Here is a 24,651-nt window from a genome sequence, read left to right on the forward strand (position 1 = left end):
CCGCAGGCACGACCCTGGAGGCCCGCTCGTTCCCCGCCGGTTAGGCTCGAACGGTGACGATCCTGACTCTGGTGCGACATGGCGAGACCGCGTGGAACTACGAGGGGCGGATCCAGGGGTCGACCGACATCCCCCTGAACGACACGGGTCGCCTGCAGGCGCGCGGCATCGCCGACACCCTCGCCGCCGAGTACGCCGGCCGGGAGGTCGTGGTCGTCTCGAGCGACCTGGGTCGCGCCGCCGAGACCGCCGACATCATCGCTGCGGCCCTCGGCACGACGGTGGCGAACCGCTACCCCGGCCTGCAGGAGCGCTCGTACGGCGACGCCGAAGGAATGGACGCGCCCACCTTCTACAAGACCTACGGCCCGTGGCACGCGGCCGACGTCCCCGGAGCCGAGACCTGGCCGGTCGTGCGCGAGCGCGCGCTCGCCGCGATCGCCGAGGCCGTGGCATCCGCTCCCGAGGGCGTCGACGTGATCGCCGTCGCGCACGGGGCGCTCATCCGCGAAGTCATCATGTTCGCCACCGACGGGGAATTCCCCCGCGAGGGCGAGCGTCTGCCGAACTGCTCCGCGACGACGTTCCGCATCGACGGCGACCGCTGGGAGATGCTGGCCTACGCGGGCGTCGCGAGCTAGGGCTACCCCGCGCGCGCCACCACCGAGCGCGCGTGGCGGAGGATCGGCTCGTCGATCATGCGCCCCTCGTGGCGGAACACTCCCCGCTCCCCCTCCGCGGCCACGAGCACCCCTCGCGCCCATGCCACCTGCGCGACGGACGGGGCATAGGCTGCGCGGATGGTCGCGACCTGCCCCGGGTGGATGCACGCGGTGGCCGCGAACCCGGAGGCCGCGGCATCCCGTGCCTCGTCCGACAGTCCGTCCAGGTCGGCGATGTCGACGTGGACGGCATCGATCGCCCGCTTGCCGGACGCCCCCGCCGCGAGCAGCACGCGCGCCCGCGCGAGCCGCGCGACGTCGCGGTAGCCGCCGTCGTCGCGACGGCTCGACGTGCCGCCGAGGCTCGCGACGAGGTCCTCCGCGCCCCACATCAGCGCCAACACCTGCGGCAGCGCCGCGAGCTGCTCCGCGTGGACGACACCCCGCGCCGTCTCGCAGAGCGCGATCACCTCGTATGCCTCGAGGGGAACGAGGGATGCCGGGTCCTCGGCCTTCGCCACCATCACGCGGCGGATGCGGGTCCGCGCCAGCGCCTCGAGGTCGAGCGCGAAGTCCGGCGTCTCGGGCCCGTTCACGCGGACGATGACGCGCTCCGGATCCGGGTCGGCGGCGATCATCGCCGCGCGCGCCGAGGGCTTGGCATCCGCGGACACCGCATCCTCGAGGTCCAGGATCGCGGCGTCCGCCCGCTCGAGGGCCTTGGTGAGCCGCTCGGGCCGGTCACCGGGGACGAAGAGCAGCGCCGGGCCGAGGTCGAAGGTCATGCCCGCCCCTCCAGCGCCCACACGAGCACCGTGCGGGTCGCGGTCGCCACGACCTCGTCGTTCTGCGAGCGGCCGGTGTGCGCCATGACGACCACCCCCTGTCCCGGGCGAGACGCCGACGGCCGCACCGACACGATCTCAGTCTCGGCCATGAGTGTATCGCCGACGAACAGCGGGGCCGGGAAGCTCACGTCGGTCAGCCCGAGTTGCGCGACGAGCGTTCCCTGGGTGAGTTGCGCGACCGACAGGCCCACGAGGGTCGACAGCGTCCACATCGAGTTCACCAGCGGCTTGCCGAAGGGCTGGGTCGCGGCGAACGCCGCGTCGAGGTGCAGCGCCTGCGCGTTCATCGTCAGGGTGGTGAAGAGCACGTTGTCGGCATCCGTCACCGTCCTCCCGGGGCGGTGCCCGTATCTCTCGCCGACGACGAACTCCTCCAGAAACAGGCCGCGCTGCTCGATCATGCCGCCACGGTACCCGTGAGCCCCAGAGCACGCGAGATGACCATGAGCTGCACCTCAGTGGTGCCCTCGCCGATCTCGAGGATCTTCGAGTCGCGGTAGTGCCGGGCGACGGGGTACTCGTTGATGAAGCCGTTGCCACCGAACACCTGGGTCGCATCGCGCGCGTTCGCCATGGCGGCGTCGCTCGCGGTCATCTTGGCCACCGCGGCATCCACCGAGAACGGCTTGCCGGCGTCGCACAGGCGCGCGGCGTGCACCCAGGCCAGGCGTGCGGTGTGCACGCGAGCGTGCATGCGCGCGAGGAGGAACTGGATGCTCTGGCGCGTGGCGAGCCGCTCGCCGAAGACGGTGCGGCTGCGGGCGTAGTCGACCGCGGCCTCGAGGCATCCCTCGGCTGCCCCGGTCGCGAGGGCGGCGATCGCGACGCGTCCCTCGTCGAGCGTGCGCAGGAAGTTCTTGAAGCCGTGCCCGCGCTGCCCCAACAGGTTCTCCTCGGGGACGCGCACGCCGTCGAACGTGAGCGGGTGCGTGTCGGAGGCGTTCCATCCGACCTTGTCGTACGCGGGACCCACGGTGAACCCGGGCGTGCCGTTGGGCACGATGATGGTCGAGATCTCGGGGCGACCGGCGTCGGTGCGCCCGGTCACCGCGGTCACGGTCACGAACCGGGTGATGTCGGTGCCCGAGTTGGTGATGAACTGCTTCGAGCCGTCGATCACCCACTCGCCGTCCTCGAGCCTCGCGGTGGTGCGGGTGGCCCCGGCGTCGCTGCCCGCCTCGGCCTCGGTGAGTCCGAATCCGGCGAGCGCGCGCCCGCCGACGAGGTCGGGCAGGTACTCCGCCTTCTGCTCGGGCGTGCCGTACCGGTGGATCGGCATGGCGCCGAGGCCCACTCCCGCTTCGAGGGTGATCGCCATCGACTGGTCGACGCGCGCGACACCCTCGATCGCGACGCAGAGGCTGGCGTAGTCGCCGCCCTGGCCGCCGACCTCCTCGGGGAAGGGCAGTCCGAACAGTCCGAGCTCGCCCATCTGCTCGACGAGGTCGAGGGGCAGCTCGTGGGCGCGGTCGGCCTCGTAGGAGCGCGGCGCGATCACCTCGTCGGCGAACTCGCGCACCATCGCGCTCAGTTCGCGCTCGTCGTCGGTGAAGGCCTGCTGGCTGTCGATGCTCACGGGTGGATCTCCTTGTGGGATGGGGTGGATGCCGGAGTGCCGGCGTGATCGTGCGGTCCGGGGCGGGCGGGGGTACCGGGCCCTTCGACAGGCTCAGGGACCTGGGGCGCGAGGTGGCTGAGCCCGTCGAAGCCACCGGGGGCCACGGGGGCCACCGTCGCGACCACGGCATCGCGGGCGACCTGCGCGCCCGCCGACGTGCGCAGCCGCACGGTGCCGGCGTGCGGGGCGACGACGGTGTGCTCCATCTTCATGGCCTCGATGGTGAGGAGGCGGGCGCCCGCCTCGACGGTGTCGCCGTCGGCGACGTGCACGGCGACGACCGTTCCGGGAAGCGGGGCGACGAGGTCGGGGTCCACGGCACCGGGCGCCCGGCCCGCGGCGGCCCGGCGACGCGCGGCGGCATCCCGTCGCGAGACCACCCGCAGCCGGTACGCTCCGCCGTCGGCGTGCACCCAGTACTCGACCGGACCACCCGTCACGACGGCGCCGTCAGCCGTGCCCGGCGCGACCTCGTGCACCCGGCCGGCGTCGTCTTCGAGCGACACCGTGCGCCGGCTCGCCGCTCCCCCGGCCCGCCACGCCCCGACGCGGCCCCAGACGCCGTCGATGTCCGGGTTCTCGGCATCCACGATCCGACGTGCCACCGCGGCGAGCGCGACCGCCGGCGGCTCGACCGCATCCGGCGTCCCGCGCCGATCCAACAGTCCGGTGTCGAGGTCTCCCGCGCGCACCGCGGGGTCGGCGAGCAGGGCCCGGAGGTCGGCGATGTTCGTGTCCACGCCGAGCACGACCGTCTCGGCGAGCGCGGCGTCGAGGCGGGCGAGCGCGGTCTCACGGTCGGGGCCGTGGGCGATGACCTTGGCGATCATCGGGTCGTACAGCGAGCTGACGACTGTGCCGCTCTCGACGGCGCTGTCGACGCGGGCGGATCCGGGATGCCAGACGCTCACGGTCCCGGTAGCCGGGAGGTAGCCGCGCGACGGCGTCTCGGCGTACACGCGCGCTTCGATCGCGTGTCCGTCGAGGCGGATCTCGCCGAGGTCGAGGGCGAGCCCGGCGGCGACCCGCAGCTGCTGCTCGACGAGGTCGATGCCGGTGACCATCTCGGTCACGGGGTGCTCGACCTGCAGACGCGTGTTCATCTCGATGAAGAACGGCTCGTCGAGCCGGTCGCCGGCGACGAGGAACTCCACGGTGCCCGCGCCGAGGTAGCCGACGCTGCGGGCAGCGGCGACGGCCGCCTCCCCGAGCCGCGCGCGGGTCGCGGCGTCGACCACGGGCGAGGGGGCCTCCTCGATGACCTTCTGGTGGCGCCGCTGCAGGGTGCACTCGCGCTCGCCGAGCGAGAGAGTCGTCCCGCGCGCGTCGGCGAGCACCTGCACCTCGATGTGGCGCGGGCGCTCCAGCAAGCGCTCGAGCAGCAGGGTGTCGTCGCCGAACGCGGCGGCCGCGACGCGGCGCGCGGTGGCGAGCGCGTCGGGCAGCGCGCCCGCGTCGGCGGCGACGGTCATGCCCTTGCCTCCCCCGCCCGCGGAGGGCTTCACCAGCAGCGGGTATCCGGCACGGTCGGCTGCGTCGGCGATCTCGTCGTCGCTCAACCCCGTCGCCGAGAACCCCGGGACCGTCGGCACCCCGTGCGCGGCCACGTGCTCCTTGGCGCGGATCTTGTCGCCCATCACCTCGAGCGCCTCGACCCCCGGGCCCACGAAGACGATCCCGGCCGCGACGCAGGCACGGGCGAAGGCGGCGTTCTCGCTGAGGAACCCATAGCCGGGGTGCACGGCTTCCGCCCCCGACGACACTGCGGCCGCGACCACCGCTTCGACGTCGAGGTACGAGGGCACGCGCACGGCGCGGTCTGCGTCGCGGACGTGGGGGGCGTCGGCATCCGCGTCGGTGAAGACGGCGATCGAACGGATGCCGAGACGGCGGAGCGTCCGGAACACCCGGCGCGCGATCTCGCCGCGATTGGCGACGAGGACGGTCGAGAAGAGGGGAACGCTCATGGTCACATCCGGAAGAGGCCGAAGCCCCGGTCGGCCAGCGGAACGCGGCTGACGACGTCGAGCGCGAGGCCGAGCATCGTTCGGGTGTCGGCGGGGTCGATCACTCCGTCGTCCCACAGGCGGGCGGTGGCGTAGTACGGGCTGCCCTGCTCCTCGTACCGGTCGCGGATGGGCTGCTGGAACGCCCGGTCGTCCGCATCCGTCCACTCCTCGCCGCGCGCGGCGCGCTGATCGCGCTGCACGGTCGAGAGCACGGATGCCGCCTGCGCCCCGCCCATGACCGAGATCCGGCTCGAGGGCCAGGTCCACAGGAATCGGGGGTCGTAGGCGCGGCCGCACATGGCGTAGTTGCCGGCACCGTACGAGCCGCCGACGAGGACGGTGAGCTTGGGGACGCGGGTGGAGGCGACGGCGGTGACCATCTTGGCGCCGTCCTTCGCGATGCCGCCCGCCTCGGCATCCCGGCCCACCATGAACCCGGTGATGTTCTGGAGGAAGAGCAGGGGGATGCCGCGCTGGTCGGCGAGCTCGATGAAGTGCGCGGCCTTGAGCGCGGATTCGCTGAAGAGCACGCCGTCGTTCGCGATGATGCCGACGGGGTGGCCGCGCAGGCGTGCGAAGGTCGTGATGACGCTCTCGCCGTACAGCGCCTTGAACTCGTGCAGCGAGTCGGCGTCGACGAGCGTGTCGATGATCGCGCGCATGTCGACCGGCTGCGCGACGTCGACGGGGACGATGTCGTAGAGATCTGCGGGCTCGCGGACGGGGTCTCTCACCGGTTCGACCGCCCAGACGGGAGCCGGGGTGGGCGGCAGCGTCCGCACGATGTCGCGGACGATCTCGAGCGCGTGCTCGTCGTCGTCGGCGAGGTGATCGACCACCCCCGAGCGCCGGGCATGCAGGTCGCCGCCGCCGAGCTGTTCGGCGGTCACGTCTTCACCGATCGCGGCCTTGACCAGCGGCGGACCGCCGAGGAACACCGTGCCCTGGTTCCGCACGATCACGCTCTCGTCGCTCATCGCGGGAACGTAGGCGCCGCCCGCGGTGCACGAGCCCATGACGGCGGCGATCTGCGGGACGCCGAGGGCCGACAGCTGCGCCTGGTTGCGGAAGATGCGGCCGAAGTGGTCGCGGTCGGGGAACACCTCGTCCTGCATCGGCAGGAACGCCCCGCCCGAGTCGACGAGGTAGACGCAGGGAAGGCGGTTCTCGCGCGCGATCTCCTGCGCGCGCAGGTGCTTCTTCACCGTGAGCGGGAAGTACGCGCCGCCCTTCACCGTGGCGTCGTTCGCGACGACCATCACGTGGCGCCCGTGCACGACACCGATTCCCGCGACGACGCCGGCTCCGGGCGCTCCACCGTCGTACAGCCCGTGCGCGGCGAGCGGCGCGACCTCCAGGAAGGGGCTGCCCTCGTCGAGCAGCCGGTCGATGCGGTCCCGCGCGAGGAGCTTGCCGCGGGCCGTGTGGCGCTCGCGGGCGGCATCCGATCCTCCGCGCGCGGCACGGGCAAGGGTGGCCCGGAGCTCCGCGGCGAGGTCGCGCTGGGTCGGCGCGGCCGGTGCCGTCTCGGTGATCGGTGCAGTGCTCATGGCGGCTCCGTCTGGGTGCCGCGTCGTCGACGGCACCGTCGTCGCCGTCGGGATCGTTCCCGAACGGCCGGGTTTCAGTTAATGTTGGCTAACTGAGATGCCAGGCTAGCCCGAGCGGATGCCGATGACAAGAGCAGAAGAGAAGCCCCCGGCCGGCGCCGGGGAGGCGGGTGGCGCGGCGCCTCCGTCCACGCCCGGCACCGCGCGCGACCGCGCGAAGGCCGACCGCCGGGCGTCGCTGCTGGCCGCCGCGGCGCGCCTGTTCGCCGAGCGCGGTTTCGACGGCGTCACCCTCGGCGACATCGGCGAAGCGGCGGGCGTGAGCGGTCCCGCCGTGTACCGGCACGTCTCGAGCAAGCAGGCGCTGCTCGGCGCGATCCTCGTCGACGTCAGCGAACGCCTGCTCGCGGGCGGTCGGGCGGTGGCCGCGCAGTCGGCGGCCGGCGTCCCCGGCGATGCCCCGCCCCGCGATCTCCCCGGCGGCGAGCGATTCGTGATCCGGGCGCCGGCGTCATCCGCGGCGCTGCGGCCTCTCGTCGACTTCCACGTCGCCTTCGCGCTCGCCGAGGCCGACGTCATCCGCGTGCAGGACCGCGACCTCGACCGCCTCTCCCCCGACGACCGCCGCACCGTGCGCGAGCTGCAGAATTCCTACGTCGCGGTGTGGACCGCCGCTCTCGCGGCGGTGGATCCGGATGCCGAGACCCCGGCCGAACGCCGCGTGCGCGCCCTCGCCTGTTTCGGCCTGATCAACTCGACGCCGCACAGCGTGCGCGGAGTGCCCGCATCCCGCGTCCGCCTCACCCTGACCCGCATGGCTTTGGCTGCGCTGACGGCCTGAGTCGCGGCATCCACCCGGCCCGCCCGGGGCACCTCGCCCTCGGGGCCGGGCTCGAGTGTCCAAGAAACCCGGACGCCCCCCGCATCGCATCCGGGTGTTCTGGACACTGAACACGCCCCGCGCGCGACGGAGGTGCCGAGGGCGACCACTCCCCCGGCACCCGGTCCGTGCGGGCCCGAACCGCAGCCCGGACCACCGCCTCAGCGCAGCAGCATCGCCCGCCCGGGCTCGCGCAGCACGCCGGCGACGTCGGTCAGGAAGCGCGCCGCCTCGGCCCCGTCCACCAACCGGTGGTCGAACGACAGGCTCAGGGTCAGCACGTCGCGCAGGGCGATCTCGCCGTGATGCTCCCATGGCGTGCGCCGCAGGGCGCCGACGGCGAGGATTCCGGCCTCTCCGGGGTTGAGGATCGGGGTTCCGGCATCCACTCCGAACACGCCCACGTTCGTGATCGAGAACGTCCCGCCCGTCATCGCGGCGGGGGCGGTGCGCCCGGCGCGCGCGGTGGTGGCGAGATCGGCGATCGCGTCCGCGAGGTCGACGAGGTCGAGGCGGTCGGCGTCCGGGATCACCGGCACCACGAGACCGCGGTCGGTCGCGGCGGCGATCCCGAGGTTGACATAGTGGTGCTCGACGATCTCGCCCGCCGCCTCGTCCCACTTCGCGTTCAACGCGGGCGTGCGCCCGAGGGCCAGGCACACCGCCTTCGCGACGATCGCCAGCAGCCCGATCCTGTGTCCGTCGAGAGCACGGTCCGACTTCAGGGATGCCAGCAGCTCGGTCGTCGCGGTGACGTCCAGCGTGAGGAACGTCGTCGCGTGCGGAGCGGTGAAGGCGCTCTGCACCATCGCCGCCGCCGTGTGCTTGCGCACCCCGCGGATCGGCGTGCGCGTGACGCGGTCGTCCGCGGGCACGGGTGAGGTCGGCGCGGCGACGGGAGCGCTCGGGGCGGTCGCGAGCCGCGCCGCGTACTCCTCGACGTGGGCGCGCGTGACCGTCTCGCCCGGGTGGGCGGCGGCGACGAGCACGAGGTCGATGCCGTGGTCCTTCGCGAACTTGCGGACGGGCGGCGTCGATCGAGGCCGCTCGAGCGGGAGGTCGATGGGCCCGGTCCGCAGCACGTCGTGCGGCGCCGCTTCGCGCACCGCGGTGTCGGGGTCGATCGTGACCGTGCCGCCGCCACGGGCTCGGCGGCGCGGACGCGACCCCGAGCTCGGGGCGGCGCCGTACCCGACGAGGTTCGGCGTCGCCCGCGCCGCGATGTCGTCGGCGGGCACCTCGGCGGAATCGCCCACCACCTGTTCGACGGCGTGCCCCTCCGCCGCGGGGGCCGGCGCCGCCGGGGTACCGGCATCCGCCCCCTCCACCTCGAACGACACGAGGGGGGAGCCGACCTCGACGACGTCTCCGGCCGCGGCGTGCAGGCCCTGAACGGTGCCGGCGTAGGGAGAGGGGATCTCGACGATGGCCTTGGCCGTCTCGACCTCGGCGATCGTCTGGTTGAGGGTGACGGTGTCGCCCTCGGCGACGTGCCACTGCACGATCTCGGCTTCGGGGAGGCCCTCGCCGAGGTCGGGAAGACGGAACTCGGCGATCATCGCAGCACCCCCTCGCCACGCTCGAGCACCCGGTCCACCGCGTGCAGGATGCGGTCCAGATCCGGCACGTGATGCTTCTCGAGCTTCGACGGCGGATACGGGATGTCGTGTCCGGTCACCCGCTGCGGGGGCGTCTCGAGATAGTGGAAGCACTGCTCGGTGATACTCGCGACCAGCTCGGCGCCGACCCCCGCCTCGCGGGCGGCTTCGTGGGTGACGACGACGCGTCCGGTCTTGCGCACGGATGCCGCGACCGTGTTCATGTCGATCGGCGACAGCGATCGCAGGTCGATGACCTCGAGCGAGAGGCCCTCGTCCTCGGCGGCGAGCGCCGCATCGAGGGCCGTGCGCACCTGGGCGCCATAGGTGACGATCGTCGCGTCGGTGCCCTCGCGGGCCACCCGGGCGAGATGCAGGGGCGGGGCGTCGGCGAGGTCGGCATCAAGATCGACCTCGCCCTTGGAGTGGTACAGGCGCTTCGGCTCGAAGAAGATGACCGGGTCATCGGACGCGATCGCCTGTTGCAGCATGACGTACGCGTCCTGCGGGTTCGACGCGGCGACGACGCGCAGACCCGCGGTGTGCACGAAGTACGCCTCGGGCGACTCGGAGTGGTGCTCGGCCGCACCCACACCCCCGGCCCACGGGATGCGGATGACCAGCGGCATCCGGATCCGACCGTTGCTGCGGTAGTGGAGCTTGGCGACCTGGCAGACGATCTGGTCGAAGGCCGGGTAGACGAAGCCGTCGAACTGGATCTCGACGACGGGACGGTAGCCGCGCAGCGCGAGGCCGACCGCGGTGCCGACGATGCCCGCCTCGGCGAGCGGGGTGTCGACGACGCGCTGGGCGCCGAAACGCTGCTGCAGTCCGTCGGTGACGCGGAAGACGCCGCCGAGCTTGCCGATGTCCTCCCCCATGAGCAGGACCTTCTCGTCGCGCTCGAGAGCCCGGGACAGGCCGGCGTTGATCGCGGAGGCGAGGGTGAGCGCGGTCATTTCCCGAACCCCGCCAGGTACTCGACGTACTCCGCCTTCTGCCGGTCGATGCCGCTGTGGGGTTCGGCGTAGACGTGGTCGAACATCGTCTCGGGGGCGCGGGTGGTGGCCCCGATGCACGCGGCCCGCACGTCCGCGGCGAGCGCATCGGCGGCCCGGGCGACCTCGTCGAGGCCCGAGTCGTCGAGCATCCCCTCGGCGCGCAGGTAGGCCTCGAGGCGGGCGATGGGGTCGCGCTGCGCCCACGCGTCCACCTCACCGGCGTCGCGATACCGGGTGGGGTCGTCGCTGGTGGTGTGCGGCCCCATCCGGTAGGTCACCGCCTCGATGAACGACGGCCCCTCGCCGCGGCGGGCGCGGTCCAGGGCCCACCGCATCGCGGCGACGCACGCGAGGGCGTCGTTGCCGTCGATGCGCATGCTCGGGATGCCGAAGCCCGGCGCCCGGCCGGCGATCGGATACTTCGCCTGGACGGTGACCGGCTCGCTGATGGCCCACTGGTTGTTCGAGCAGACGAAGACGACCGGAGCGCGGAACGACGAGGCGAACACCATCGCCTCGTTGACGTCGCCCTGGCTCGTGGCGCCGTCGCCGTAATACGCGACCGCGACGTCGGTCGATCCGTCGCGCTGCGCGCCCATCGCCCAGCCGGTGGCGTGCAACGACTGCGCGCCGATGATGATCTGGGGAGGAGCGGCGTTGATCGTCGTGTGATCGTAGGCCGAGTGCTCCTCGCCGCGCCACGCGAGCACGTAATCGGCGGGCTGGGCGCCGCGGCCGAGCAGCACGCCGTGCTCGCGGTAGCTGGGGAAGACGAAGTCGCCGGGGGCGAGGGCGTGGGCGGTGCCCACCTGCACGGCCTCCTGGCCGCGGCACGGGGCCCACAGCGCGAGCTGTCCCTGACGCTGCAGGGCGACGCCCTCGGCATCCAGCCGCCGGGTGAGGACCATGTCGCGGTGGAGGGCGCGCAGCTCGTGGGGCGAGAGGTCGCGGATCCACGGATCGAGCTCGGCGTCGGCGACGCGGGTACCGTCGGGGTCGAGCACGCGGGATACGTCGTCGATGTCGGCGAGCGACGCGTCGGGCACGGGCCCTCGATCCGGGTGCGAGGCCGAGGATCCCTCGGCTCGGGTCTGGGTGTACGTCATCGTCATCCCTCCAGGTGCGGCCCGGGGCTCCTCGTGAGAGCCCGGGCGATCCGGGCGCCGGCAACGGCGCCGATGCGGGCGACGGTACGCGCGGAATGCACCCCGCTCAAGACCTCGTCGTCATATTGAGCACAGTGCCCATTGCGCCGCACCTAGGCACTGCTAATGTTTCGCACCATGAGCAAGCTCGACGCGGTCGACCTCGACCTCCTCCGCGCCCTGTCCGCCGATCCGCGCGCCACCGTCGTCGCGCTCGCCGAGAAGCTCGGCCTCTCGCGCAACACGGTCCAGGCGCGCATGAGCCGCCTCGAACGCGGAGGCGTCTTCCTCTCCTTCGAACGCACCCTCTCGGCCGAGGCGCTCGGGTTCCCCATCGAAGCGTTCCTCCAGGTGACCGTGCGGCAGGCGGAGCTCCCCGCGATCCGCGAGGAGCTCGCGAAGGTCCCCGAGGTGCTGCAGGCGCACGGGCTGAGCGGTCAGGTCGACCTGCTCGTGCGCGTGGCCTGCCGCGACACGCAGCACCTGTTCGACACCGACGCGCGCATCCTCGCCATCGAGGGTGTCGAGCGCACCGAGACCTCGCTCGTGATGGGCGAGGTCATCGGCTACCGCGTGGGCCCGCTGATGCAGCTGGCCCGCGAGGACATCTAGCGACCGCCCCGGGCTCGAACCGCGCGCTACGGCGCCGGCACCACCGGGATGCTCGCCGTCTCCGTCTTCTGCTCGGTCGGGCTGCCGGCATCCAGCCGCACGAGGACCACGCCCACGAGGATGAGCGCGCCGCCGACGAACTGGATCGGCGCCGGCGTCTCCCCCAGCAGCAGCCAGGCGAAACCGAGCGCGAAGAGCACCTCGCTGAGCCCGACGAACGACGCCAGCCGCGAGCCGATCCGCGGGACCGCGATCACCCCGAGCGCGTAGCCGAGGGTGGTCGCCACCGCGCCGACCCACAGCAGGGGCAGGATGCCGGGAACCTCGAGCCCCACGAGCGTCACGGTGATCGAGGGCGCGGCGAAGGGCAGGATGCCGCTCACGACGAGCACCGCCATGAGCAGGGTCCCGGTGAGCAGTCCGCCGGCGGCCAAGGCGAGAGGGGGGAGGTCGTCGCCCGCGCGGCCGGCGATGACGAAGTACGCCGCGGCGCACACGGCGGCGCACAGCGCGAAGACGGTACCGAGCAGGTCGAAGCGCGCGCCGCTGATGTCGACGACGAGGACGAGGCCCAGCATCGCGACGACCGAACCCACCAGCACGGCTCGGGAGGGCGCTCGGCGGGTGCGCACCCACACGGCGATGACGATGAGGACCGGCGCGATGTACTGGATGAGCAGGGCGACGGCCACCGGCATCCGTTGCATGGCGGCGAAGTAGAACAGCTGGCACCCCGCGACCGCGGTCAGGCCGAACGCGGCGATGAGCAGACCGTGGCGGCGGAGGAACCCGCGCTGGCGGCGCACCGCGAGGATGAGCGCGGGAGACAGCAGCAGGGCGGCCGTGCCCATGCGCACCAGCAGCACCGCGCCGAGCGACCAGCCGCCGTCGAGGAGGGGTTTCACGAAGGGGCCGCTCGAGGAGAACGCCAGTGCGGAGGCGAGCGCGATGAGCAACCCCGTGACGGCGCCGGAGGCGCGGTGTGTGGGGCGAGGGAGGGCGACGGTCGACGTGGTCATGCGAGCCTGCTGTCAGGAGTGAAGAGCGTTTACACTCGTGACAGTACGACCTCGCCCTGTCAGGAGTCAACATGGTCTTCATCCGTGACACCGAGCTGGTGCTGCGCGCCACGGTCGAACTCGTCAACACGCTGCCCCACACGGAGGTCAGCGGCGTCGACACGCTCACCACCACGGCCGAGCTCGACGACTTCGCCGACCGGCACACCTACACCGGTTCGCGCACGCGCGACGATCGCGAGCTCGCCGCGGTCCGCGGCATCCGGTCGCGCATCCAGAGGTTGTGGAGCGTCGATCGGGATGCCGCCGTCCCCCTGGTCAACGCCATGCTGCGCGACGGGCGGGCCCTGCCCCAGCTCGTCCGTCACGACGAGTTCGACTGGCACATCCACGCCACCGACGAGTCGGACGCGCTCGCGCAGCGCATGCTCGTGGAGACGGCGATGGCCTTCGTCGACGTCATCCGCGCCGACGAGTACGCGCGGGTGCGCGTGTGCGACGCCGACGACTGCGACGGCGTGTACGTGGACTTCTCGAAGAACGGATCGAAGCGATACTGCGACAGCGGCAACTGCGGCAACCGCATGAACGTGCACGCCTATCGCAAGCGGAGGGCCGAGGAGAGCGCCTGAGAGCGGATCCGGGGCGCTGCCGCCTCAGCCGAGGAAGGCGCGGATGGCGGATGCCGCGGCCTGCGGCGTCTCGTAATGGATCAGGTGTCCGACGTCGGCGATCTCGACCAGCTCGGCGTCGGGGAACAGCGTGGCCAGGTGACGCTCGGCCTCGATGGGGGTGATGTCGTCCTTCTCGGCGGCGATGAGGAGCGTCGGCTGGGTGATACGCGGGGCGAATTCGCGGACGTCGTGCGACACGCTCGTCACGAACGCCTCGTGCAGCACATCGCGGTCGGCGAAGCGCGAGAAGTACTCGTCGTGCTGCTCGTGCACGAAGCGACGCAGGTCGGCATCGCGCGTCTTCGCCATGGCGTTGCTCATCACGCGCACGATGAGGCCGTTGCGCAGCAGCGCTTCGCCGAGCGGTCGCGGGAGCTTCGCGCCGGCGAGGTAGTAGAACACCGCGAGTCGGGTGAGGATGCCGCGCGGCCCCTCGAGAGCGGGAGCGCCGATCGGGTTCACCAGGATGAGCCGCGGCGTCGCCAGCCCACCCGCCACGGCGGCCGCCGACACGATCGACCCGAACGAGTGGCCGAGCACGACGGCATCCGGAGCGACGTCCTCGACGAACGCGCGCAGCCACGCGGCATAGGTGTCGAGGTCGTGCGCACGCCCGGAAAGCGGCGCGGTCTCACCGAACCCGGGCAGGTCGGGCGAGACGACCCGGATGCCGGGCAGGTGCGCCACGACCGGGTCGAGACCGTGGTGCTCGCCGCGGAACCCGTGCACCGCGACGATCGTCGTCTCGGCGGAGTCGTCGCCGTACACCCAGTACGCCGTGGTGCCGCCGAGCACGCGCACCTCGCGGCGGACGACGGGGATCTCGGCGAGGCGTTCGGCATACGGGTTCGGCACCCGTCGAGTCTACGAGGGCGGTCCGCGCGGACGGCGTCGAGCCGCCGGGGAGGAGAGTCCGCGGAAGGAGGGTAGACGGGGCCCCTTTCGTCCTCCCTCCGCCGAATCCCCTCCCGCCCGGAGCCCTCGCGCTCACCGCCGTCGCGGGGTCCGCCCCGGGGCTCGCGCTGCGCGCCTCGGCCGCCGTGTCGGAGGCCCCCTCTACGGTGAGCGCATGACCACGTGGCAGGCCGAGCCGCTCCCCCTCTTCCAGACGCCCGAGTGGGCGCGCCTGATCGGCGTGTTCGACCTCGAGACGACGGGGATCGACGTCGAGAACGACCGCATCGTCACGGCCCACGTGGGCGTGCTCGACGTCGACGGTCGCGTGGTCGACGCGCGCGATTGGCTCGCCGATCCGGGTGTCGACATCCCGGCCGGGGCTGCGGCCATCCACGGCATCACGACCGCGCAGGCGCGCGCAGAGGGCGCGCCCGCCCCGCGGGTGGTCGCCGAGGTCGTCGAGGCGCTGAGCGCGTTGTTCGCCGCGGGCATCCCCGTGGTGGCCTACAACGCTCCGTTCGACTTCTCGCTGTTGAAGAACGAGGCCGTCCGTCACGGCGTCGCGCCCATCCACGCACCGTCTCCGGTGATCGACCCGCTCGTCGTCGACAAGACCTACGACCGCTACCGGCGCGGCAAGCGCACCCTCGCCGTCGTCGCCGAGCACTACGCGGTACCTCTCGAGTCGGCGCACGAAGCCTGCGCCGACGCCGTCGCCGCCGGTCGTCTCGCCCTCGCCCTCGCGGAGCGCTTCGGACCGTGGATGCCGCCGACCCTCGACGAACTGCACACGCGCCAGATCGCGTGGGCCCGCGCCCAGGCCGCCAGCCTCACCGAGTACTTCGTCGGGATCGGCCGACTAGACGCCGCCGCTCCGCCGGTCGACGGGGCGTGGCCGATCCGGTGAGCCGGGCGGCGCAGGCCGGCGACGTCGCGCCGCTATGCATCCCCTGTGACCGATCGCGCCTTCGATCGACACGTCGCCGAAACGTGACGCCCCTACGGTGGCGACGACCATCTCGGCGGGTCGCGCCGAGCACAGCCCCCCGAACGGACGACACCACTCATGCGCCACGCTCCCCCGCGCCCTCTCCTCACCCTCGGGGCGGCTCTGCTCGCCACCGGCCTTGTCTGCGCCCCCGTGCCGCCGGCTCTCGCGGCCGACTCCGTCGACGGTGCCCGAACCGCGGGCGACGCGATGTTCCCGAACGTGGGCAACGGCGGCTACGACGCCCTCGACTACGACATCGACCTGTCGTGGACCCCCGACGCCACCCAGAGCGGCTCGGTCGTGGCGGGATCGGTGGTCGCGACCTCGACCATGACGGCGCGCGCCGCCGAGCCCCTGCGCTCCTTCTCGCTGGACTTCGAGGGCCTCGTCGTCGACACGGTGACCGTCGACGGCGTCCCGGCCGCGTGGCAGCGCGACGACGACGCCGCGGCGATCCGGCACAAGCTCATCGTGACTCCGGCGGCCCCGGTCAGCGGTGAGTTCCGCGTCACCGTCGCCTACCACGGCGTGCCTCAGGCGCACATCGACGCCGACGGCTCGTACGAGGGTTGGAACGCGACCAGCGACGGAGCGACGATGCTGGGGCAGCCCGTCGGGAACATGACCGGCTTCCCCCACAACAACACCCCCGGAGACAAGGCGACGTACTCGATCTCCCTCGACGTCCCCTCGACCCTCGCCGACGCGACGGGCGCGGGAGCGGCGCCGGCCGCCGCGGTCAGCAACGGCGAGCTGCTCTCGCGGACCCCGTCGGGCGACGGCACCCGCACGACCTGGCAGTGGCGGCAGACGAAGCAGATGGCATCCGAGCTGCTGATCATCTCGATCGGCCGCTACGACGTCATCGAGTCCTCGGTGACGCTGAGCGACGGCGGCACGATCCCGGCGTGGTCGTTCGTCGACTCGACCTCGACGGCCGCGAACAAAGCCACGGTCACCAGCGCGGTCGACCAGCTCGGGCCGATCATCCGCAACCTCGAGTCGATCTATGGCCCCTACCCCGGGCGCAGCGCCGGTGTCGTCGTCGACCGGGTTCCCCGGGGCATCAGCTACGCCCTCGAGACTCAGGACCGCTCGTTCTTCCCCACCCGGATCGGCTTCAGCACCCTCGTGCACGAGCTCGCGCACCAGTGGTACGGCAACAACGTCTCGCCCACCACGTGGACCGACATCTGGGTCGCCGAGGGCATGGCCACCTGGTCCGAGAGCTTCTACGCCGGGAAGGACGGGTTCGGAACGGGCCCGGCATCGCGCGACGCCCAGTTCGAAGCGTGGGAAGCCGTCCCCGCGGGCGACGGCGACTGGTCGATCGCCCCGGGCGCCCAGACCGACTCCGCCTCCCTCTACGGCTATCAGACCTACGACCGATCCGCGCAGTTCTGGGCGGCGCTGCGCGTGGCGATCGGCGACGACGCCTTCTTCGACGTCGTGAAGCAGTGGCAGATCCGCCACGCCGGCACGAGCACGACCGGAGCCGATCTCCTCGCCCTCGCCGAGGAGCTGTCCGGCCGCGACCTGCAGGCGTTCTACCGGGACTGGATCCTGGATGCCGACAAGCCCGCGTGGCCCGACCAGTTCGCGCTCTCCCTCTCCACCGCGGCGACCGCTCCGCTGGAGCGCGGCGAGGTGGCGACGTACACCCTCCGCGCGGAGAACACCGGTCTCGTCCCGCTCGCCTCCTCGACCGCGTCGCTGGACCTGAGCGGCATCCTGGACCGCGCCTCGATCGACAGGACCGCGCTGCCGACAGGGGTGAGCCTGACCGGCGACGACCTGCTCTGGACGATCCCCTCGGCCGATCCCGGCTCGACCGCCGAGGTGTCGTTCGACGTGACGGTCTCCGACGACGCCTCGGGCGGTGCGCTGACCACCGAGGCCGCCGTCAGCCTCGGTGGGACGTGCGCGACCTGTGCGAGCACGCTCGCGGTGCAGGAATACCCCGTGGACGCCGCAGCGCCCGTGGTGACCGGCGCCGCAGAGGTGGGAGCGACGCTCACCGCGACCACCCCCGGGTGGACCGACGGCACCGCGTTCGCGTACGCCTGGGCCGTCGACGGCACCGCGATCCCGGATGCCACGTCCTCGACGTTCGTCGTCCCGTCCGATGCGGCCGGCCGCACGGTGTCCGTGAGCGTCACGGGAAGCCTCGCCGGCTACCTCGACGAGACGCGGACGAGTGCACCGTTCGGTCCGATCGTGGCGGCGGCGGGTCCGACGCCCTCGGCCTCGCCCTCGACGTCGACCGCTCCGGCGGCCGTGCGCGGGGAGCTCGGTCGGACGGGAACGGAGGCGCCGCTGGCGGCGGTGCTCTGGGCGAGCGGAGCGCTCCTGACCGGGGCGGTCCTGTCGGTGATCGCCGTGCGTCGCCGGCGGACGGCCCGCGGCGCGGACGCCGCCTGATCCTCGAGTGAGGAACGCCCCCGCACCGGTTCGCCGGGGCGGGGGCGTTCGTCGTCGGGGGTAGGTTCCGCGACTCGCCCTTCCTCGGCCGGTCGGATCACCTCTCGTCCGACCGAAAGACGCCTCCCATCAGGTCGGTTCCCGCGGCGGGGCCGGCTCCCGCGCTCGATGTCGGAGGTCCCGGATACCGTCTCCGCATGACCCGCACCGCGCCTCCCGCAGACCGGCCGACGCCGGTGTTCCGCGAGTGCGACGGAGCACCGTGGCCGCGCGATGACGAGCTCGACCTCGACGCCGAGTGGGCGGCCTTCCGCGAGCAGGGCGACCGCGACTGGTGGCCGGATGCCGAGCCTCCGTCGCGCGAACGGGTCCGCTGCTCCGAGGCGGGAGAGCACGAGGCGATGTTCGCGCCCGACCCGCTCTCGGCGGCAACCAGCGATGGCGCAACAGCGGCCGCCGGAGACATCGACGCCCGACTGGGCCGGCTCGAGGGTGTCGCCGCGGACCGCCATCGGGCCACCGCCGAGGAGTACCGCCTGATCCTCGCGATCCTCGACGACGCCGCCTTCGACCCGACACCGTGGGTCGGTCCCGACCCCACGACCGACCGCGCCTGGCGCGACGCCCGCCGACGCACGATCCGGGCGGTTCAGCGTGATCGCGTCGATCTCGCCGAGCGCGCCGCCGTCGCCGAGATCGCGGTCCGTCTGCGGCTGTCCGAGCACACCGTGCGTGTGCGCGCCGCCCACGCGCGAACCCTGATGACCGGTTGCCCGAAGATCTGGGCGGCCTTCGGCGAGGGGCGCCTGTCCGAGAGGCACGCCGTCGAGGCAGCCCGGCTGGCCGCGACCCTCCCCGCCGGCGACCTCGACGCGCTGGCCGTCTTCGACGACGAGGCCTGTTCACGAGCTCTCGCCCTCACCCCCGCGAAGTTCGCCATCGCTGCGCGGGCCATCCGCGAGCGCGTGCACGCCGAGTCGATCGAGACCCGACACCGCCGCGCCGTCCAGGACCGCGGTGTGTGGATGACCGCGGAGCTCGACGGCATGGCATCGGTGCACGCGCTGCTCCCGGCCGATCGGGCCCGCGCCATGATGTCGCGGCTCGACCGCGCCGCGCGGCACCTCGCGGTCGTCGCCGACGAGGAACGCACTCTCGCCCAGCTGCGCGCGGACGCACTCTGCGACCTGGTGACGATGACTCAGGACGCGAGCGTCGACGCGGCCACCACCGCCCCGACGACGACCTGTTCCGTCGAGAGCGCGACGGACACACCCGCGCCCGAGGCGCGGACGAGCTCGCGGACCTTCCGCGAAGCTCCCCCGGCGACCATCGTCGTCACGGTTCCGGCGCTCACGCTTCTCGGTCGCGACGCCGAGCCCGCGACCCTCGAGGGCTACGGCCCGATCGACCTCGACACCGCCCGTCGTCTCGCCGGCGGAGCGAGCTCCTGGATCCGCGTGCTCACCCACCCCGTCACCGGCGCGCCGCTCGTGCTCGATCGAACGACGTATCGCGTCCCCGCGGCGCTCCGTCGCTGGCTCGGCGTCAGCTCTCCCACGTGCGTCTTCCCCGGGTGCGCCCGCCCGGCACGCGAGTGCGACATCGACCACCGCACCGCCTGGGCCGACGGTGGAACTACGAACGACGACAACCTCGATCCGGAGTGCCGTCACCATCACCGGGTGCGGCACGGCACGCGATGGGCGCTCTTCCGAGATCCCGCGGACGGCCGACGACGGTGGACCTCGCCGTCGAGGGCCGTCTTCGACACGGATCCGCCGCCCTTCTGACCCCGGTCTCAGTCCGCGACCGACGCGGATCCCGCCCCGAGCTCCCGCGCCCACGCCACTTCGCGCAGCAGTTGCCCGCTCTCGCGGAACGCCCGCACCTGCCGTGCGTCGGGGAGTACCCGGGCGAGCTCGTCGCGATCCGCCGGACGGAAGCCCAGTCCCTGCCAGAACGGGCCCGACCGCCGGCTGAAGAGCCATGCCGTCCGCGCCCCTTCCGCAGCCGCCCGGTCCATCGCGTATCGAGCCAGCGCGCCGCCGCGGCCGCGCGACCGTTCTTCCGGGGCGACCGCCACGCTGCGGACGAGCGCATGGCACCCGTCCGCGCTCAGCTCGTAGCCCGTGCTGCCGACGACGGCTCCCCGCGCGTCGCGTTCGATCCAGAGCCGCACCCCAGCGGCGTCCAGGCCGCTCGTGGTGAGGTCCATGTCGGCGAGGAACGAGCGCAGCGCCTCGACGTCCGCCGCTTCACAGGGTTCGAGGTCCACCCCTCCATCCAACACGCAGCCCGTCGGGGCAACGAAACAGCCCCCCGTCCCGGAGGACGGAGGGCTGTCGAGCGGAACCGCTGCGGATCAACGACCGCCGAAGTTCTTGAAGCGCTGGTTGAACTTCTCGACGCGACCGGCCGAGTCCATGATGCGCTGCTTACCCGTGTAGAACGGGTGCGAAGCGGACGAGATCTCCACGTCGATGACGGGGTACTCCACGCCGTCGAGCTCGATCGTCTTGTCGCTGGACACGGTCGAACGGGTGAGGAACGTGTCGCCCGAACCGAGGTCGCGGAACACGACGGCCTTGTACGTGGGGTGGATGTCAGTCTTCATGGGAGGTCCTTTGAGAAGTGGTGCCCTGGATTCTGCCAGGACGTCAAAGTCTGCGGCGCCGAAGCACCAACGGAAGAGTCTACCAGGGTCGCGCGCACATTCGCGCCCGACCTCAGACCGCGCGTGCGGCGTATCGACCAGCTTCGTGCGTCAGCGTGATCTCGAGCCCGAACGTCTTCGAGAGGTTCTCGGCCGTGAGCGCTTCCTCGAGCGGTCCGGATGCCACGGCCTCGCCGTCGCGCAACAGCAGCACGTGCGTGAAGCCGACGGGGATCTCCTCGACGTGGTGCGTCACCATGACCATGGCCGGTGTGGTGGGGGCCTGCGCGTACCCCGACAGCAGCGCCAGCAGCTCTTCGCGGGCTCCGAGGTCGAGGCTCGCGGTCGGCTCGTCGAGGAGCAGCAGCTCGGGATCGGTCATGACGGCGCGGGCGATCTGCACGCGCTTCTGCTCGCCGTCGCTGAGCGTGCCGAACGTGCGGTCGGCGAGGTGGTCCAGTTTCCATTCGGCGAGCACCCGCAGCGCGCGTCGCTCGTCGATGTCGTCGTAGGCCTCGCGCCAGCGTCCGACGACCGAGAAGGCGGCGGTGAGCACGACATCGAGCACCGACTCCTCGGGCGGCACGCGGCGTGCCATCGCCGAGGAGGCGAAGCCGATGCGGGGGCGCAGCTCGAACACGTCGCTGCGGCCGAGACGCTCGCCGAGGATCGTCACCGCGCCCGAGGTGGGGTGCAGGAGCGTGTCGGCGAGCTGGAGCACGGTGGTCTTGCCGGCGCCGTTGGGGCCGAGCACGACCCAGCGCTGGTCGTCGGTCACCGTCCAGTCGAGGTGGGACACGATGTCCCGTGCGTTCCGGCGGACGACGACGTCGGAGAACTCGAGAACCTGGGGCATGCAGCCAGCCTAACGGCGGGAGAGGCCGGTTCCGGTGCGACGCGGCGGCGCGCGCTCCGACGTCGTTACTTCCCCGCGACCTCCGCGTACAGCGCAGCCGTCTCCTGAGCGATCGCGGCCCAGCTGAAGTCCTCGACCGCGCGCCGACGCCCGGCTTCGCCATAGGCGCGCGCCTTCTCGGCATCCCCGACGACCTCCGTGAGCACTCGCGCGAGATCATCGACGAAGCGCTCGGGGTCGACGGGGGTGCCGGTGCCGTCCTGGACCTGATCGATCGGCACGAGACGACCGGTCACGCCGTCGACGACCACCTCGGGGATGCCGCCGGTCGCCGTTCCCACGACGGCCGCGCCGCACGCCATGGCCTCGAGGTTGACGATGCCCAGCGGCTCGTACACGGACGGGCACACGAACGTCGTCGCCGCGGTGAGGATCGCGCACAGCTCGTCGCGCGGGAGCAGCCGCTCGATCCACACGACCCCGTCGCGGGTGGCCTGCAGACCCCGGACGAGCTCCTGCACCTCCGCCATGATCTGGGGGGTGTCGGGCGCTCCGGCGCACAGGATCAGCTGCACCTCGGGCGGCAGCTGCTCGGCCGCGCGCAGCAGGTAGGGCAGCCCCTTCTGCCGGGTGATGCGCCCGACGAACACGACCGAGGGCCGCGCCGGGTCGATCCCCACCGACTCGAGGAAGGCGTCGTCGCTCACCGGATGCCACGACTCGGTGTCGATGCCGTTGTAGATGACCCGCACCTTGGCGGGGTCGAGCGCGGGGTAGCTGCGCAGGATGTCGTCGCGCATCCCTGAGCTGACCGCAACGACCGCCGCCGCGCCCTCGTACGCGGTCTTCTCGATGTAGCTCGACACGGCGTAGCCGCCCCCGAGCTGCTCGGCCTTCCAGGGCCGCAGCGGTTCGAGGCTGTGCGCGGTGACCACGTGCGGGATGCCGTGGAGGAGGGATGCCAGGTGCCCGGCGAAGTTCGCGTACCAGGTGTGCGAGTGCACCACGTCGGCACCCGCGACGTCGGAGACGATCTCGAGATCGGTGCCCAGGGTCTGGATCGCGCCGTTCGCCGACGCCAACTCCGAAGGGACGCCGTAGGAGGTCGTGTCCGCCGCGTCGCGGTCCGCGCCGAAGGCGCGCACCTGCACCTCGGTGCCCTCGGCGCGCAGCGCCTTGACCAGCTCGGTGGCGTGGACCCCGGCTCCCCCGTAGATCTCCGGCGGGTACTCCTTGGTCACGATGTCGACGCGCATGAGACGAACCGTAGTACAGCGCGCGGCGCGCCGGGAACGTCTACCTGCACGCCTCCACGACCCCTAGTGTTGTGCCATGCCTGCAGCGCCGAAGGTCTTCGGAATCATCCTCGCCGGCGGCGAGGGAAAGCGACTCATGCCCCTGACGGCGGATCGCGCCAAACCCGCCGTCCCCTTCGGCGGTCAGTACCGCCTGATCGATTTCGCGATCTCGAACCTCATCAATTCGGGTCTCCGCCAGCTCGTGGTCCTCACGCAGTACAAGTCGCACAGCCTCGACCGCCATATCTCGCAGACCTGGCGCATGTCGCCGATGCTCGGCGCGTACGTCGCCTCGGTCCCGGCGCAGCAGCGCCTCGGCAAGCGCTGGTTCTCCGGCTCGGCCGACGCCATCCTGCAGTCGATGAACCTCATCCGCGACGAGAAGCCCGACATCGTCGTCGTCATCGGTGCGGACCACGTGTACCGCATGGACTTCAAGCAGATGCTCGACGCCCACATCGCCTCCGACGCGCGAGCGACGGTCGCCGGCATCCGTCAGCCCATCTCGCTCGCGAACCAGTTCGGTGTGATCGACACCGATCCCACCGACCCCACGAAGATCCGCGCCTTCCTCGAGAAGCCGCAGAACCCGGAGGGCCTGGCCGACGCGCCCCACGAGGTGCTGGCCTCGATGGGCAACTACATCTTCGACGCCGACGCGCTCGTCGACGCCGTCACCCACGACGGCGAGCTGCCGACCTCCGCGCACGACATGGGCGGCGACATCGTGCCCTACTTCGTGAACCGCGGGGAAGCCGCCGTCTACGACTTCAACCGCAACGACGTGCCCGGCTCGACGCCGCGCGACCAGTCGTACTGGCGCGACGTGGGCACGATCGAGTCGTTCTACGACGCGCACATGGACCTCATCTCGACCCTGCCCGTCTTCAACCTCTACAACAACGACTGGCCGATCTACTCGCAGACGTTCAACGCCCCGCCGGCGAAGTTCGTGCGCGACTCGGTCGGGCGCATCGGCAACGCGATCGATTCGATCGTGTCGTTGGGTTCGGTGCTGTCGGGAACGCACCTCGAGCGCAGCGTCGTCGGCCCATGGGCGCTCGCCGGCGGGGGCTCGACGATCACCGACTCGGTGCTCTTCGACAGCGTGCAGGTGGGCGCGGGAGCGCGCATCCATCGCGCGATCCTCGACAAGAACGTCGTCCTCGAGCCGGGCGCCACCATCGGCGTCGACCGCGAGCGCGACCTCGCCCGGGGCTTCACCGTCACCGAGACGGGCATCACCGTCGTCGGTAAGGACGTCTACGTCCACGCCTGAGCTGTAGACGGAAAGGGGCGGTGACCACCACGGTCACCGCCCCTTTCCGTGGGTGCTCTCTCAGACCCCCACGCGCTCGAACGCGTCGCGCGAGATGCCCTTGGCGAGGACCTCCTTCGACCACTCCTTCGCCGTGTGCAGGCTGTGGTCGCGGTAGTTGCCGCAGCTGAAGGCGTCGGTGCCGGGGACGTCGTCCCACTGCACGTCCTCCGCGATCGCGCGCAGCGAGTCGGAGATGGCGTCGACGAGGGCCGACACCTCGGGCTCGCCCCACATGATCACGTGGAAGCCCGTGCGGCAGCCGAACGGCGAGATGTCGATGAGGCCGTCGATGCGGTCGCGCACCAGGCTCGCCAGGAGGTGCTCGATGGTGTGCAGGCCGGCGGTGGGGATCTCCTGCACGTTGGGCTGGACCAGACGCAGATCGAAGTTGGAGATGACGTCGCCGCGCGGCCCCGACTCGGTGCCGATGAGACGAACGTACGGCGCCTGCACGGCGGTGTGATCCAGGGTGAAGCTTTCGACGTCGGCCATGGAGAGATCCCTTCTGAGGAAGCGGGGGTACCGCAGAAGCCTACGCGGCGGCACCGACGTCGCTCTGATGCGTGACGTTCCGCGACGTGCGGACCGGTCCGTG

23 protein-coding genes are annotated in these 24,651 nt (G+C 72.0%); 8 read left to right on the forward strand and 15 right to left on the reverse strand.

Annotated elements, in window-relative coordinates; translation table 11 throughout:
- The first annotated feature begins 53 nt into the window (after nucleotides 1-53).
- A complete protein-coding gene (locus Q9R20_RS14570; protein ID WP_311250004.1) occupies nucleotides 54-641 on the forward strand; it encodes a histidine phosphatase family protein in 588 nt (195 codons plus the stop codon).
- Between the two features lie 2 nt (nucleotides 642-643).
- Here the strand turns inward: Q9R20_RS14570 and Q9R20_RS14575 are convergent, their stop codons facing one another.
- From Q9R20_RS14575 to Q9R20_RS14595, 5 genes are read right to left on the reverse strand one after another with little or no spacing between them, the layout of a single operon-like run.
- On the reverse strand, nucleotides 644-1,447 hold the full coding sequence (locus Q9R20_RS14575; protein WP_311250005.1) for a CoA ester lyase: 804 nt from the start codon (nucleotides 1,445-1,447) through the stop codon (nucleotides 644-646).
- Nucleotides 1,444-1,911 carry a MaoC family dehydratase gene (locus Q9R20_RS14580; protein WP_311250006.1) on the reverse strand — a complete coding sequence of 156 codons (468 nt, stop codon included), beginning with the start codon at nucleotides 1,909-1,911 and terminating at the stop codon, nucleotides 1,444-1,446. Before Q9R20_RS14580 ends, Q9R20_RS14575 begins: the two co-directional genes overlap by 4 nt.
- Entirely contained in the window at nucleotides 1,908-3,086 is a 1,179-nt protein-coding gene (locus Q9R20_RS14585; RefSeq protein WP_311250007.1) for an acyl-CoA dehydrogenase family protein, read from the reverse strand. Before Q9R20_RS14585 ends, Q9R20_RS14580 begins: the two co-directional genes overlap by 4 nt.
- Nucleotides 3,083-5,095 carry a biotin carboxylase N-terminal domain-containing protein gene (locus Q9R20_RS14590; RefSeq protein WP_311250008.1) on the reverse strand — a complete coding sequence of 671 codons (2,013 nt, stop codon included), beginning with the start codon at nucleotides 5,093-5,095 and terminating at the stop codon, nucleotides 3,083-3,085. The genes Q9R20_RS14585 and Q9R20_RS14590 overlap by 4 nt, the downstream gene beginning before the upstream one ends.
- Nucleotides 5,096-5,097: 2 nt before the next feature.
- The gene (locus Q9R20_RS14595) at nucleotides 5,098-6,687 is read right to left on the reverse strand and encodes a carboxyl transferase domain-containing protein (protein ID WP_311250009.1); all 1,590 of its coding nucleotides are present in this window, start codon (nucleotides 6,685-6,687) and stop codon (nucleotides 5,098-5,100) included.
- A 118-nt stretch (nucleotides 6,688-6,805) separates the two neighbouring features.
- Between Q9R20_RS14595 and Q9R20_RS14600 the strand changes: the two genes are divergently transcribed.
- Nucleotides 6,806-7,528 carry a TetR family transcriptional regulator gene (locus Q9R20_RS14600; protein WP_311250010.1) on the forward strand — a complete coding sequence of 241 codons (723 nt, stop codon included), beginning with the start codon at nucleotides 6,806-6,808 and terminating at the stop codon, nucleotides 7,526-7,528.
- A 200-nt stretch (nucleotides 7,529-7,728) separates the two neighbouring features.
- On the opposite strand, the gene Q9R20_RS14605 is transcribed toward Q9R20_RS14600, so the two are convergent.
- The 3 genes from Q9R20_RS14605 to pdhA are packed head-to-tail and all read right to left on the reverse strand — an operon-like array spanning nucleotide 7,729 to nucleotide 11,278.
- Nucleotides 7,729-9,126: a dihydrolipoamide acetyltransferase family protein gene (locus tag Q9R20_RS14605; RefSeq protein WP_311250011.1), complete on the reverse strand. Its 1,398-nt coding sequence runs from the start codon at nucleotides 9,124-9,126 to the stop codon at nucleotides 7,729-7,731.
- Nucleotides 9,123-10,124, reverse strand: coding sequence for an alpha-ketoacid dehydrogenase subunit beta (locus tag Q9R20_RS14610; RefSeq protein ID WP_311250012.1), 1,002 nt, complete (start codon nucleotides 10,122-10,124; stop codon nucleotides 9,123-9,125). The genes Q9R20_RS14605 and Q9R20_RS14610 overlap by 4 nt, the downstream gene beginning before the upstream one ends.
- Nucleotides 10,121-11,278, reverse strand: coding sequence for a pyruvate dehydrogenase (acetyl-transferring) E1 component subunit alpha (gene pdhA / locus Q9R20_RS14615; RefSeq protein WP_396653698.1), 1,158 nt, complete (start codon nucleotides 11,276-11,278; stop codon nucleotides 10,121-10,123). Before pdhA ends, Q9R20_RS14610 begins: the two co-directional genes overlap by 4 nt.
- Nucleotides 11,279-11,449: 171 nt before the next feature.
- Here pdhA and Q9R20_RS14620 point away from each other — a divergent pair, with 171 nt between their 5' ends.
- A complete protein-coding gene (locus Q9R20_RS14620) occupies nucleotides 11,450-11,923 on the forward strand; it encodes an Lrp/AsnC family transcriptional regulator (protein ID WP_295837648.1) in 474 nt (157 codons plus the stop codon).
- 26 nt (nucleotides 11,924-11,949) lie between these two features.
- On the opposite strand, the gene Q9R20_RS14625 is transcribed toward Q9R20_RS14620, so the two are convergent.
- Entirely contained in the window at nucleotides 11,950-12,942 is a 993-nt protein-coding gene (locus tag Q9R20_RS14625; protein ID WP_311250014.1) for a DMT family transporter, read from the reverse strand.
- A gap of 71 nt (nucleotides 12,943-13,013) precedes the next feature.
- Between Q9R20_RS14625 and Q9R20_RS14630 the strand changes: the two genes are divergently transcribed.
- Entirely contained in the window at nucleotides 13,014-13,574 is a 561-nt protein-coding gene (locus tag Q9R20_RS14630) for a CGNR zinc finger domain-containing protein (protein ID WP_311250015.1), read from the forward strand.
- A 24-nt stretch (nucleotides 13,575-13,598) separates the two neighbouring features.
- Here Q9R20_RS14630 and Q9R20_RS14635 read toward each other — a convergent pair whose 3' ends face one another.
- The gene (locus Q9R20_RS14635; protein WP_311250016.1) at nucleotides 13,599-14,471 is read right to left on the reverse strand and encodes an alpha/beta hydrolase; all 873 of its coding nucleotides are present in this window, start codon (nucleotides 14,469-14,471) and stop codon (nucleotides 13,599-13,601) included.
- A 214-nt stretch (nucleotides 14,472-14,685) separates the two neighbouring features.
- Between Q9R20_RS14635 and Q9R20_RS14640 the strand changes: the two genes are divergently transcribed.
- The 3 genes from Q9R20_RS14640 (at nucleotide 14,686) to Q9R20_RS14650 (ending at nucleotide 19,718) form a co-directional block, all read left to right on the forward strand.
- Nucleotides 14,686-15,420: an exonuclease domain-containing protein gene (locus Q9R20_RS14640; RefSeq protein ID WP_311250017.1), complete on the forward strand. Its 735-nt coding sequence runs from the start codon at nucleotides 14,686-14,688 to the stop codon at nucleotides 15,418-15,420.
- A gap of 159 nt (nucleotides 15,421-15,579) precedes the next feature.
- On the forward strand, nucleotides 15,580-17,925 hold the full coding sequence (locus Q9R20_RS14645) for a M1 family aminopeptidase (protein WP_311250018.1): 2,346 nt from the start codon (nucleotides 15,580-15,582) through the stop codon (nucleotides 17,923-17,925).
- Nucleotides 17,926-18,122: 197 nt separating this feature from the next.
- Entirely contained in the window at nucleotides 18,123-19,718 is a 1,596-nt protein-coding gene (locus Q9R20_RS14650; protein ID WP_311250019.1) for a DUF222 domain-containing protein, read from the forward strand.
- Between the two features lie 8 nt (nucleotides 19,719-19,726).
- Here Q9R20_RS14650 and Q9R20_RS14655 read toward each other — a convergent pair whose 3' ends face one another.
- From Q9R20_RS14655 to glgA, 4 genes are all read right to left on the reverse strand, one after another.
- Complete coding sequence (locus Q9R20_RS14655; RefSeq protein ID WP_311250020.1) at nucleotides 19,727-20,203, reverse strand: GNAT family N-acetyltransferase; 477 nt, start codon at nucleotides 20,201-20,203, stop codon at nucleotides 19,727-19,729.
- Between the two features lie 87 nt (nucleotides 20,204-20,290).
- Nucleotides 20,291-20,542 (reverse strand): type B 50S ribosomal protein L31, encoded by a 252-nt coding sequence (locus Q9R20_RS14660; RefSeq protein WP_013586710.1) that lies wholly within the window; start codon nucleotides 20,540-20,542, stop codon nucleotides 20,291-20,293.
- A 112-nt stretch (nucleotides 20,543-20,654) separates the two neighbouring features.
- Complete coding sequence (locus Q9R20_RS14665; protein WP_311250021.1) at nucleotides 20,655-21,437, reverse strand: ABC transporter ATP-binding protein; 783 nt, start codon at nucleotides 21,435-21,437, stop codon at nucleotides 20,655-20,657.
- A gap of 65 nt (nucleotides 21,438-21,502) precedes the next feature.
- Nucleotides 21,503-22,693 carry a glycogen synthase gene (gene glgA, locus Q9R20_RS14670; protein ID WP_311250022.1) on the reverse strand — a complete coding sequence of 397 codons (1,191 nt, stop codon included), beginning with the start codon at nucleotides 22,691-22,693 and terminating at the stop codon, nucleotides 21,503-21,505.
- A 76-nt stretch (nucleotides 22,694-22,769) separates the two neighbouring features.
- Between glgA and glgC the strand changes: the two genes are divergently transcribed.
- Nucleotides 22,770-24,014: a glucose-1-phosphate adenylyltransferase gene (glgC, locus tag Q9R20_RS14675; protein WP_311250023.1), complete on the forward strand. Its 1,245-nt coding sequence runs from the start codon at nucleotides 22,770-22,772 to the stop codon at nucleotides 24,012-24,014.
- A 60-nt stretch (nucleotides 24,015-24,074) separates the two neighbouring features.
- Here glgC and Q9R20_RS14680 read toward each other — a convergent pair whose 3' ends face one another.
- Nucleotides 24,075-24,548 (reverse strand): S-ribosylhomocysteine lyase, encoded by a 474-nt coding sequence (locus Q9R20_RS14680; protein ID WP_311250024.1) that lies wholly within the window; start codon nucleotides 24,546-24,548, stop codon nucleotides 24,075-24,077.
- Nucleotides 24,549-24,651 lie beyond the last annotated feature (103 nt).

Source organism: Microbacterium sp. PRF11 (assembly GCF_031844085.1).
Classification (GTDB): domain Bacteria; phylum Actinomycetota; class Actinomycetes; order Actinomycetales; family Microbacteriaceae; genus Microbacterium.